9 protein-coding genes and 1 pseudogene are annotated in these 11,764 nt (G+C 72.3%); 5 read left to right on the forward strand and 5 right to left on the reverse strand.

What is annotated here, in order from left to right:
- The first annotated feature begins 74 nt into the window (after nt 1-74).
- The 3 genes from ACWCP0_RS27280 (at nt 75) to ACWCP0_RS27290 (ending at nt 3,143) form a co-directional block, all read left to right on the forward strand.
- Entirely contained in the window at nt 75-1,037 is a 963-nt protein-coding gene (locus ACWCP0_RS27280; protein ID WP_451081422.1) for an electron transfer flavoprotein subunit alpha/FixB family protein, read from the forward strand.
- Nucleotides 1,038-1,197: 160 nt separating this feature from the next.
- Nucleotides 1,198-2,487: a DUF6986 family protein gene (locus ACWCP0_RS27285; protein ID WP_451081423.1), complete on the forward strand. Its 1,290-nt coding sequence runs from the start codon at nt 1,198-1,200 to the stop codon at nt 2,485-2,487.
- A 101-nt stretch (nt 2,488-2,588) separates the two neighbouring features.
- Nucleotides 2,589-3,143, forward strand: coding sequence for a hypothetical protein (locus ACWCP0_RS27290; RefSeq protein WP_451081424.1), 555 nt, complete (start codon nt 2,589-2,591; stop codon nt 3,141-3,143).
- 136 nt (nt 3,144-3,279) lie between these two features.
- Here ACWCP0_RS27290 and ACWCP0_RS27295 read toward each other — a convergent pair whose 3' ends face one another.
- Nucleotides 3,280-4,314 (reverse strand): LacI family DNA-binding transcriptional regulator, encoded by a 1,035-nt coding sequence (locus ACWCP0_RS27295; RefSeq protein WP_451081425.1) that lies wholly within the window; start codon nt 4,312-4,314, stop codon nt 3,280-3,282.
- A 187-nt stretch (nt 4,315-4,501) separates the two neighbouring features.
- Between ACWCP0_RS27295 and ACWCP0_RS27300 the strand changes: the two genes are divergently transcribed.
- Nucleotides 4,502-5,461 carry an ROK family protein gene (locus tag ACWCP0_RS27300; RefSeq protein WP_451081426.1) on the forward strand — a complete coding sequence of 320 codons (960 nt, stop codon included), beginning with the start codon at nt 4,502-4,504 and terminating at the stop codon, nt 5,459-5,461.
- A gap of 279 nt (nt 5,462-5,740) precedes the next feature.
- Here the strand turns inward: ACWCP0_RS27300 and ACWCP0_RS27305 are convergent, their stop codons facing one another.
- Nucleotides 5,741-5,926, reverse strand: a complete 186-nt coding sequence (locus ACWCP0_RS27305; protein WP_451081427.1) for a hypothetical protein — start codon at nt 5,924-5,926, stop codon at nt 5,741-5,743.
- 177 nt (nt 5,927-6,103) lie between these two features.
- Between ACWCP0_RS27305 and ACWCP0_RS27310 the strand changes: the two genes are divergently transcribed.
- On the forward strand, nt 6,104-7,138 hold the full coding sequence (locus ACWCP0_RS27310) for an NUDIX domain-containing protein (protein WP_451081428.1): 1,035 nt from the start codon (nt 6,104-6,106) through the stop codon (nt 7,136-7,138).
- Nucleotides 7,139-7,312: 174 nt separating this feature from the next.
- Here the strand turns inward: ACWCP0_RS27310 and ACWCP0_RS27315 are convergent.
- The 3 genes and pseudogenes from ACWCP0_RS27315 to ACWCP0_RS27325 all read right to left on the reverse strand — a co-directional run bounded on the left by ACWCP0_RS27315 (nt 7,313) and on the right by ACWCP0_RS27325 (nt 11,659).
- A pseudogene (locus tag ACWCP0_RS27315) lies at nt 7,313-7,986 on the reverse strand (MBL fold metallo-hydrolase).
- A 312-nt stretch (nt 7,987-8,298) separates the two neighbouring features.
- On the reverse strand, nt 8,299-9,444 hold the full coding sequence (locus tag ACWCP0_RS27320) for a PP2C family protein-serine/threonine phosphatase (RefSeq protein WP_451081429.1): 1,146 nt from the start codon (nt 9,442-9,444) through the stop codon (nt 8,299-8,301).
- 850 nt (nt 9,445-10,294) lie between these two features.
- Entirely contained in the window at nt 10,295-11,659 is a 1,365-nt protein-coding gene (locus ACWCP0_RS27325) for a M20/M25/M40 family metallo-hydrolase (RefSeq protein ID WP_451081430.1), read from the reverse strand.
- Nucleotides 11,660-11,764: the final 105 nt, after the last annotated feature.

Consider the following 11,764-nt stretch of genomic DNA (forward strand, 5'->3'; position numbering starts at 1 on the left):
TCACCTCATGAGGTTCAACGCCTCAACCGCCCTTCACACTTCGCAAGCTTCGTAAGCAGGAGAGAAGACGTTCCATGGCTGAAGTTCTCGTCTATGTCGACCACGTGGACGGTGCCGTCCGCAAGCCCACCCTGGAGCTGTTGACGCTGGCCCGGCGTATCGGTGAGCCGGTCGCCGTCGCGCTGGGTGCCGGCGCCGAGGCGACGGCCGCCACGCTCGCCGAGCACGGTGCCGTGCGGGTGCTGACCGCCGACGCCCCCGAGTTCGCCGACTACCTGGTCGTGCCGAAGGTCGACGCGCTGCAGGCCGCCCACGAGGCGACCTCGCCGGTGGCGGTGCTGGTGCCGTCCTCGGCGGAGGGCAAGGAGATCGCCGCCCGGCTGGCGGTGCGGATCGGTTCGGGCATCATCACCGACGCCGTCGACCTGGAGGCCGGTGAGGCGGGTCCGGTGGCCACGCAGTCCGCGTTCGCCGCGTCCTTCACCACCAAGTCCCGGGTGTCCAAGGGCACCCCGGTCATCACCGTGAAGCCGAACTCGGCCCCGGTCGCCCCGGCCCCGGCCGCGGGCGCGGTCGAGGCCCTGCCGGTGTCCTTCTCGCAGCAGGCCACCGGCACCAAGGTCACCGCCCGCACGCCGCGCGAGTCGACCGGACGCCCGGAACTGACCGAGGCCGCGATCGTGGTCTCCGGCGGCCGCGGCGTCAACGGCGCCGAGAACTTCGCCGTCATCGAAGCACTGGCCGACTCCCTGGGCGCCGCGGTCGGCGCCTCGCGTGCCGCCGTCGACGCCGGCTGGTACCCGCACTCCAACCAGGTCGGCCAGACCGGCAAGTCCGTCTCCCCGCAGCTGTACATCGCCTCCGGTATCTCCGGCGCGATCCAGCACCGGGCCGGCATGCAGACCTCCAAGACCATCGTGGCCATCAACAAGGACGCCGAGGCCCCGATCTTCGACCTGGTCGACTACGGCGTGGTCGGCGACCTCTTCCAGGTCCTCCCCCAGCTCACCGAGGAGATCAACACCCGCAAGGGCTGAACCACGACACACCACCCCCCGGGGCCGCACGGTGCACCACACCGCGCGGCCCCACGCCGTTCCAGGAGACCATTGACGCAGGTCAGTCACCCGGATAGCTTCACCATGCGGATTGTTGATTCCGGCAGGCGGAAGTGGCGAGAGTGTGGAGGGTGTCGTAATGGGTCAGCACGAGAAGGTGGCGACGAGCCTCGCCGGCGCGGTCAGCGAGAGCATCAGCGCCTCCCTCGCACCGGTGGACGCGGAGCTCGCCCGCCGCTACCCGGGTGACCCCGGCACCCGCCAGCCCATCCACACCGTCTACGTGCCCGGCGACGCCTTCGGTTCCGACACCATCCACTCCTGGGGCGGCCAGGCGCTCGCCGCGCTGGACGAGCACGCGCCGGACGCCGCGACCCTCGCGCGCGTACTCGACCTGTCCGACGAGCTCGCCGAGCCCGTGTACAGGCGCGTACGGGCCAAGCTGGAGCGCGAGCCCGTCGAGGACCTCCGCGTCGACTTCGAGGACGGCTACCACGGCCGTGACGAGGACGCGGACGCCGCCCGCGCCGCCCGGCTGATCTCGGGGGCGTACGAGACCGGGACCGCAGCGCCGTACATGGGCATCCGGATGAAGTGCATGGAGGCCGCCGTACGCGACCGCGGCATCCGCACCACGGACATCTTCCTGACCGGCCTCATGGAGCACGGCGGTCTCCCGGAAGGCCTCGTCCTCACCCTTCCCAAGGTCACCTACCCCGAGCAGGTCAGGGCGTTCGTCCGGCTCCTCGAAGCCTTCGAGAAGGCCCACACCCTGGACGCAGGCCGGATCGGCTTCGAGATCCAGATCGAGACCAGCCAGTCCATCCTCGCCGCCGACGGAACCGCCACCGTGGCCAGGATGATCGACGCCGCCGAGGGCCGCGCCACCGGTCTGCACTACGGCACCTTCGACTACAGCGCCTGCCTCGGCGTCAGCGCCGCGTACCAGGCGAGCGACCACCCGGCCGCCGACCACGCCAAGGCGATCATGCAGGTCGCCGCGGCCGGCACGGGCGTCCGCGTGTCCGACGGCTCCACGAACGTGCTGCCCGTCGGCTCCACCGAGCACGTCCACGAGGCCTGGAGGCTGCACTACGGCCTGACCCGCCGTGCGCTGGCCCGCGCGTACTACCAGGGCTGGGACATGCACCCGGGCCACCTTCCCACCCGTTACGCCGCGGTCTTCGCCTTCTACCGCGAGGGCGTGGAGGCCGCCGCGGCCCGCCTCGCCGCGTACGTCGCCAAGACCGAGGGCGACATCATGGACGAGCCCGCGACCGCGAAGGCCCTGAGCGGCTATCTGCTGCGCGGGCTCGACTGCGGTGCGCTCGACGAGGACGAGGTCACGCGCCTGACCGGGCTGAGCCGCAAGGAGCTCGACGGATTCGCGCGGCCTCGGCGCGGCGACCTCACGGCAACGGCCCAGTAGGAACAGCCCTGCAGGACCAGCCCTGCAGGACCAGCCCTGCAGGAACAGCCCTGCAGGGCCAGCCGGGTAGGGACAGCCCGCTGGTCGAGAGAGACCGGCCCGTGCGGGACGCAGCGGCGGGCAGCGCCGCCGCGGCCCCTTCGTCGACGCCGCCGGATGGTCGGCAGCTCGCCGCCGGGAGCTCCTCTCGGCCTGCTGAGAGCGGTGCTTCGCAGCCCACCGGGCCCGACGGCGGTGCCGCCACCGGAGGCGGCGGGAACGGAGGTTCGGACTCAGGCGGCGGCTCCGGCAGCAGTGGTGCCTCCACGACCACCGGCGGGAGCACCACCACGGGCAGCGCCACCACCGGTGGCGGCGGCGCCCCGTCGCCCGCCCCGGTGTGCCACTCCATCGGTGGTGGGAAGCACAACTGCGAGGTCTGGCGGACAGCGAAGCCGTACAGCCACTCCGGCAGCGAGACGGGCGTCCTGAACGCGGGCACCAACTGCTTCCCCTGCCAGGCCGACCTGGGCCGCCGCGAGACGTACGGCCGATGGACGACCGTCTGGTGGGCGCGCACCGACGACGACAGCGGCAGCACCGATGTCTGCGTCGGCGTCGTCCACATCAAGGGCGGCGACAACGACCACCCCGTCCCGGGCTTCCGGGTCTGCTGACGGGCGCGTTCGAGGACGGACCGCCGACGGGCACCCTGCCCACTCGACGGCACCAGGCACGTCCGGGGGTCGGGGGCGGAGCCGCCCCGGTGCGGGAAGGGGCGGAGCGGTGAGAAGGCCCGCCGCAGGCGCCGCCCTAGAGTGGCGGCGGCACCTCGCCCGACCCCCGCGCCAGCAGCCTGGTCGTGAGCTCGACACGCGTCGGCTCCTCGGCCACCCCGTCGAGCCGGCGGAACAGCCGCTCGGCGGCCGTGCGGCCCAGCGCCGCCGCGTCCTGCGCGATGACGGTGATGCCCAGCAGGTCGGCGAGCTCGATGTCGTCGAACCCGACCAGGGCGACCGGCTGTTCGCGCCCCGCCAGCACCCGTACCGCCGTCACCGTCACCCGGTTGTTGCCCGCGAAGATCGCGGTGACCGGGTCGGGCCCGGAGAGCATCGCCTCCACGGCGGACGTGACGCGCTCGGGATCGGTGGACCCGAGCGAGACCCACCGCTCGTCGACCGGCAGCCCCGCGTCCTCCATCGCGGCGCGGTAGCCGCGCAGTCGCTCCGTGGCGGTGTGGATGCGCGGCTGGTCGCCGATGAACCCGATCCTGCGGTGCCCGTGTGCGACGAGATGGGCAACGCCCTCCCGGGAGCCGCCGAAGCTGTCCGACAGGACGACGTCCGCGTCGATCCGCCCGGCCGGCCGGTCCACGAACACCGTCGCGATGCCCGCCTTGATCTCGGGCTCCAGATAGCGGTGGTCGTGACCCGCCGGGATCACGATCAGCCCGTCCACGCGGCGGGCGCACAGCGCGAGCACCAGCTCCTGCTCGCGGTCCGGGTCCTCCGCGCTGGACCCGTTGATCAGCAGCGCGCCGTGGGCCCGGGCGACCTCCTCCACGGCGCGGCTCAGCGGACCGTAGAAGGGGTCGGCCAGATCCTCCAGGACCAGCCCCACCGACGCCGTACGGCCCTTGCGCAGCACCCGTGCGCTGTCGTTGCGCCGGAAGCCCAGCGCCTCGATGGCCTCCTGCACGCGCCGCTCGGTGTCCGGAGTGACGCCGGGCTCGCCGTTCACCACCCGGGAGACCGTCTTGAGGCCCACTCCAGCACGGGCGGCCACGTCCTTCATGGTGGGCCGGGTGCCGTAGCGGACGGTCTCGGGGCGGCGGGCGAACTCGGCCACGGTGCGCTGTCCTGTCGTCGTCGGGGTGCCCCTTGTGGGCGCCTGGCGGTGGGCCCTGCGGACACGTGCGGTGCTGTGCAACGCTGTGGCGTCGAGCATAGGCCCTGGACAACGTTGTCAGGGCAATGGAGACTGGTCAACGAAACCGCTCCGTCCTGACTGCCAGTCCCTTGGAGATCGTTCACCGATGCATAACGACCTCGTCGCCGCGCTCGACATCGGCGGCACCAAGATCGCCGGAGCGTTGGTGGACAGCAGCGGCAGGATTCTCGTTCGGGCCCAGCGGCCGACCCCGGCACGCGAGGACGGCGAGACCGTGATGCGGGCGGTGGAGTCGGTACTCGGCGAGCTCGCGGCGTCGCCGCTGTGGCTGCACGCGACGGCCGTCGGCATCGGCAGCGCGGGGCCGGTGGACGCCTCCGCCGGCACGGTGAGCCCGGTCAACGTGCCAGGCTGGCGCGGTTTCCCCCTGGTGGACCGGGTCCGTGCCGCCTCCGGCGGACTCCGCGTCGAACTCGTCGGCGACGGAGTCGCGATGACCGCGGCCGAGCACTGGCAGGGCGCCGCCCGCGGGTACGACGACGCGCTGTGCATGGTGGTCTCGACCGGCGTCGGCGGCGGGCTGGTCCTGGGCGGCAAGCTGCACCCCGGGCCGACGGGCAACGCGGGCCACATCGGCCACATCAGTGTGGACCTCGACGGAGACCTCTGCCCGTGCGGTGGGCGCGGGTGCGTGGAGCGGATCGCGAGCGGTCCCAACATCGCGCGCCGCGCCATCGAGAACGGCTGGCGGCCGGGGCCCGACGGCGACACCTCGGCTGCCGCCGTGGCAGCGGCGGCAGCGGCGGGCGATCCCGTCGCCGTCGCCTCCTTCGAGCGGGCGGCGCAGGCGCTGGCCGCCGGGATCGCCGCGACCGCGACTCTGGTGGAGATCCGCATCGCCGTCATCGGCGGGGGAGTGGCGGGTGCGGGCGATGTCCTCTTCACTCCGCTGCGACGGGCCCTGCACGGCTACGCCACGCTGTCGTTCGTCCAGAACATCGTCGTCGCCCCTGCTCTGACGGGCACCGACGCGGGCCTCCTGGGCGCGGCGGCGGCCGCGTCGCCCGCGCTGCGCGGGGAGGCGGCGGCGACGCTGAACGGCTGACTCCGGGGAGGGGGACGGGTGCCTGCGGCGGGCCTTTCCCCGCCCCGCCCCTTCCCGAACCGGGGTCTCCGCCCCCGCACCCCCGCGTCCGGCTCGGGCTGCCCGCCGAATTCCTGATAGCCCATGACGGTCGCGTCGTCGCAGCCGAGTACGGCGAGCACGTCTACGACCAGTGGTCGGTGGACGAACTGCTGGCTCTGACAGCTGACGCACCGCGGCCGGAGCCGACGGGCCGAGGCCGAGCCCGGCTCCGACGCGCTGAGCCCGGCGCGGGCAAGGTCAGCCGCGCGGGTGCCGGCCCTCCGTCGGCTGGTGGGGGACGACCACCAGGAACGCGTCCGTGTCGAGGTCCATCACGACCTCCGCCGGCAGGCCCTCGTCACGCCGGGCCCGCGCGAACTCCTCCGCAGGCCGGCTGCCCCACGGTCCCCCGGCGGGAAACACTTCCAGCACCCTGCGGCGCATCTGCGCACCCCCCTCGTCGTCGTGTTCCCCAACGACGCTTCCTCCGGATCTGTTACGGCCGGGCCCCGCCGGGCCGTTGCTCGTACGGACCCGGCCCGTCCGACTCATCCGGTGACACGGGTTTCCGTGGCAGGGTGTTGCGGGCAGTCCACTGGGGGCTACGGAAGAGGGGGAACCGTGATCGTCTGGATCAACGGTGCGTTCAGCGCGGGCAAGACCTCCACCGCTCGCGAACTGATCGATCTGATCCCGAACAGCACTGTGTACGACCCCGAGGTGATCGGTGGTGCGCTGCGGTATCTCCTGCCGCAGAAGCGCCTCGACGAAGTGACCGACCATCAGGACCTGCCGATCTGGCGCCGGCTGGTCGTGGACGCGGCCGCCGCGCTGCTCGCCGAGGTCGGCGGCGTGCTCATCGTGCCCATGACGGTGCTGCGACAGGAGTACCGCGACGAGATCTTCGGCGGGCTCGCCTCCCGCCGAATACCGGTCCGCCATGTCCTTCTCGCCCCCGAGGAAACGATCCTGCGAAGGCGTATCGCCGAACGCGAGGAACCCGACATCCCCGACGCCGAACAGCGCGTGCGGCAATGGGCGTACGACCACATCGAGCCCTACCGCAACGCACTCGGCTGGCTCACCGCCGACGCCCATGTCGTCGACACCTCGTATCTGACACCCCGCGAGACCGCCGAGGCGGTCGCGGAGGCCGTACGCACCGGCGCCGCCGGGATCTGCGAGATCGTGCAGACACCCGAGCCGACCGCCGAGACCCTCGCAGCCGGGGTGCTCCTCTTCGACGACGAGGACCGGGTGCTGCTCGTCGACCCCACCTACAAACCGGGCTGGGAGTTCCCCGGCGGAGTGGTGGAGCAGGGCGAGGCCCCGGCGCGTGCCGGGATGCGCGAGGTCGCCGAGGAGATCGGCATCCACCTCGAGGCCGTACCCCGCCTGCTGGTCGTCGACTGGGAGCCGCCGCGGCCCCCCGGCTACGGCGGTCTGCGGATGCTCTTCGACGGTGGGCGGCTCAGCGGCGAGGCGGCCGCGCGGGTGCTGTTGCCCGGTTCGGAGCTGAGGGGGTGGCGGTTCGCGTCGGAGGAGGAGGCGGCGGGGATGCTGCCGCCGGTCCGCTACGAACGGCTGCGGTGGGCGTTGCGCGCCCGGGAGCGCGGGACGGTGCTCAATCTGGAGGCCGGCGTGCCCGTGGGGTGACGCGGCCGGGGCCGCACCGGCGTTGTGCGGGCAGCCCACGGGGTGGGGTGCCTGCGGCGGCGTTGCCCCCACCCCAATCCTTTCCGAACCGGGGCTCCGCCCAGGACCTCGGGGGTGTGCCCGGTACCGTGCGGTCGGCCCGGGTGTCCGTCCGTCATCGAACTCCGGACGGTCTCAGCAGGTGCCCGGTGCCGCCGCCGTGTCGGCCGTCACCGGGTCACCGTGGCTGCAGCACAGGGTGGACGGCGCGAGCGCGGCCAGTCGGCGCATCGACGCCTTCGCCCGCTCGCGGTCCACGTTGAACACGCGCAGCATCACCTGCCCCACGGACGCGACCGCGTCCCCGGTGAACAGCACACCGTGGCGCGGCAGATGAAGGGCGATCGAGCCGTCGGTGTGGCCCGGGACGTGCATCACCCGGGCCCCGCCGCCGAAGGCGAGCTCGTCGCCGTCCTCCGGTTCCCGGTCCACCAGGGTCGGCGGCGCCTCGGGCACGGTGAGCCCATGCTCGTACAGCGGGATCTCCCAGTCGAGCAGCACGGGTTCGGGCACGGGAGCAGCGCCGCGGATCACCGGCGCGTCCAGCCGGTGTGCGAGCACCTCCGCCCCGTACCGGTCCGCGGGTTCCCGGGCCGCGCCGACATGATCGCGATGGCAGTGGGTCAGGACGATCCGGCGGACACCCGTGGGGTCGAGCCCGAGGTCGTGCACCGCGGCCTCGACGTCCGCGGCGGCACGCACATGGCCCGCGTCGACCAGGGTGAGCTCGTCACCGTCGCGCCAGAGGTAGGCCTGGCCGATCGGGAACGGAACATGTGCAGCTGAGGCAGTACCTCGCTGACGTCCATGCGGCGAACGTACGTGCTCCGTGGGCCCGCCACACGGATGTCAGCTCTCCGCGAGCTTCGCGGTGCGCTTCCCCCTGCAACCGCATGTGGTGCGACGGTTGCCGCCGCTGGTCGCCGGTCCGACAGTGTGATCAGTCGCTGACGGTTGAGCAGATCGAGGCATGGTCCGAGGGCGCAGCAGGGTAGCCAGTTCGGTTCGCGAGACGTTCTGGCAGGTCGGAGCCATGGATAGGGCTCTGGACCACATGACGGGCCTGCTGGCGCCGTTGGAGAAGGGGGACGGGTGGAGACGGCGCGGACTCGAGGGCCCGCTCAGACCGCCGGTGCCTCATTCCGCTGGACGACGATCATCGCCATGTCGTCGTCCAGCGGACCTGCCGCGTACGCCTCGAGATCGGCCGTGATCTTCTGCACCAGTCGTCGGGGCGCCTCGTCGGTCCAGGCGGCGGCGCGCTCGGCGAGCGGATAGAAGGCGCCCTGCCCGTCGCGGGTCTCGCTGACACCGTCGGTGTAGAGCAGGAGCCGGTCCCCGTAGGCGAACGGGAAGGTCGCCTGGACGTAGGAGCCGTCGGACAGCCAGCCCAGACCGAGGGGCGGAGCGGGGTCGGGCACACTCAGCGCGGTTGCGGTGGCGTTGCGCAGCAGCAGGGGCGGCGGATGCCCGCAGCTGATCACGTGGACCACCGGCTCGTTGTCCGGGATGTCCACCACCGCGGCGGTCACGAAGCGCTCCCCGACGTCTGCCTCGGAACCCGAACACTCCGAGAACGCCGCCAGACCCCACCGGACGGCGCACTCCAGATACTCGACCAGTTCCGGCAGCGGGGGCTGGCGGTGGGCCGCAGCGTGAAAGGCGCCGAGCATGATCGCGGTGTCGCTGATCGAGGCGAGGCCCTTGCCCCGTACGTCCCCGATGACCAGCCGGGTGCAGTCGGAGGCGCGGGCGACGGCGTACAGATCGCCGCCGATGCGCGTGTCGGCCTCGGCGCTGCGGTACTCCGAGGCGATGGACACCGGCCCGGCCCGGTCCGGCAGCGGGCGCAGGACGACCCTCTGTGTCGCGTCGGAGACCGAGCGCACCCGGCGCAGCTCCAGTTCGCGGTGGTCCCGCAGAAGGGCGAAGAGCACCAAGAGGGCGGAGAGCGCCGCGAGGGACGCGAGCTCGACGAGGACGCTCTCGGTGGTGAGGGTCCCCCGCTCCGCCCCGGCGACGACGAGGGACACCACCGCCAGTCCGCCGATCAGCGCGGTGAGCCGCGGCCCCGCGACGGCGGCGGTGACCGCCGGGGCCACGACGAGCAGGTGGGCGAGATGGATGTCCGGCGGCAGGAAGCGGTCGGCCACCGGTATGGCGACGATCAGCACCAGGGGCCCCACCAGCCACAGCGGACCGGGCGCCGACCGGCGCCAGGCCCGCACCCTCTCGGCCAGTGGCGTCGTGTTGGTCGCAGGTGTCACGTCGGTGCTCCAGTGCTCCTCGCCCTACACCCCGCCAACGCGCCGCCGACTGTCGCTCATTCCGCCGGTGCCGCGAGGGGCCGACGATCCGCCGGATCGGCGAGCCGGTCAGCCTCTCCAGCACCGGATCGGTCGCCCATCAGCTCGGCCCCCTTCAGGAGCCGGACCTGATCAGCCGCGGCGGCGACGCCGGCGGTCGGTCCGCCTCGGCAGCCGGCCCACCCGAACCGGCGGGACCGACCCGCCTGGGGGAGTTGCACGCGTCGGTCACACACACCGACGTGCGCCTCGACCGATGCGTGCCACCGGAACGGTCACATGGCCCAGGTCACCGGTCACCGCGGGTGACCTACCGCGCGTGCTGGGCAAGCCCAAGGGCCTCGTTGGCGCCGAGCTGGTCGAGGATCACGCGGTGGAACCTCACCCACACCCCTGCTGCGGTCCCATGGGTGAACCGCTGTCATTCGACCGCCGCCACGCCGCGTCTACCGGCGCCATCGGTCACCGGTCGAGACGACCTCCCTTTCGGCAGCAATGAGACGTGCTCGATCTCCGATGGGTCCGGGCGGCGCGTTTTCCGCTCCGTGACAGGACGTGCGTGATTCGGTCGGTGCCGTGGTGAACCCCACGACCCCTCCGACCCTGCGAGGTCTGTGGGAAGACCGGTGGTGCTGGGTGCCGACCGGTCCTCCCACGTTCTGCCCTCACGGGCCCGTCGGGTTCTGGATCCTTGACGGACAAGCTGCCGCACGGTGACGCCTGACTCGGTCACCCACATGCGGTTGCAGTGTCAACCCAAACCCTGCTTCGAGGCTGAACCCTGCTTCGAGGCTGAATCGTCCTCCGAGGCTCAACCCTGCTTCGAGGCCGCGTAGTTCTGCAGGAACAGCGCCTCCGCCACCGACAGCCGCTCCAGCTCCTGCGGCGACACGCTCTCGTTCACCGCGTGGATCTGCGCCTCCGGCTCGCTCAGCCCGATCAGCAGGATCTCGGCCTGCGGGTAGAGCGCGGCGAGCGTGTTGCACAGCGGGATCGAGCCGCCCATGCCCGACGACTGCATCTCCTCGCCCGGGTACGCGATCCGCATGGCCTCGGCCATCGACGTGTACGCGGGGCTGTTCACATCCGCACGGAACGGCTGGCCCTGGCCCACCTGCTCCAGGCTCACCCGGGCGTTCCACGGCGTGTGCTTCTCGATGTGGGCGAACAGCAGCTTCGTCGCCTCGGCCGCGTCCTGTCCGGGCGGCACCCGAAGGCTGATCTGCGCGCGGGCACTCGCCGGGATCGACGGCGTCGCGCCGGCCACCGGCGGGCAGTCGATGCCGATGACGGTGACCGCGGGACGCGCCCAGATCCGGTCGGCGACCGTGCCGTGGCCGATCAGCCCGACGCCGTCCAGGACCTTCGCGTCCTTGCGGAAGTCGTCCTCCGGGTACTGCAGTCCGTCCCAGGCCGCGTCCGCCGCGAGCCCGTCGACGACCGTCGAGCCGTCCTCCGCGCGCAGCGAGTCCAGGACACGGATCAGCGCGGCCAGGGCGTCGGGCGCGGCACCGCCGAACTGCCCCGAGTGCAGGTTCCCTCCGAGGGTGTCGACCTGGACCCGGACCATCGTCATACCGCGCAGCGTCGCCGTCACGGTCGGCAGCCCGACCCGGAAGTTTCCGGTGTCGCCGATCACGATCGCGTCGGCGCGCAGCAGTTCCGGGTGCGCCTCGGCGTACCGCTCGAGACCGCCGGTGCCCTGCTCCTCGGAGCCCTCGACGATGACCTTCACGGAGACGGGAATGCCGCCGTTCGCCTTGAGGGCGCGCAGGGCGAGCAGGTGCATGATGAAGCCGCCCTTGCAGTCGGCGGCCCCGCGCCCGTACCAGCGGCCGTCGCGCTCGGTCAGCTCGAACGGAGGGCTCACCCACGCCGACTCGTCCAGCATCGGCTGCACGTCGTAGTGCGCGTACAGGAGAACGGTCGGCGCGCCCTCGGGGCCGGGCAGCAGTCCGTACACCGACTGCGAACCGTCGGGGGTGTCCAGCAGCGCCACGTCCTGGAAGCCCTCAGCGCCCAGGGCGCCGGCCACCCACTTCGCGGCCGCCTCGCACTCGCTCTTCGGAGCCACGGCCGGGTCCGCCACCGAATGGAACGCCACCAGCTCCGTGAGCTCCGTCTTGGCGCGGGGCATCAGTGTGGCGACGGTCTCGGCGATCGGATTGGCGGACATGGGCACGCTCCTTGTGGGTGCGACGTTGTGTTCATCGTGTGTACGGCGAAGGTACGGCCGATCCTCCCACAGCGGGTGGCGCGGGCCGCGCCCGTAGGATGCCGT

The organism is Streptomyces sp. NPDC001970, from assembly GCF_053594115.1.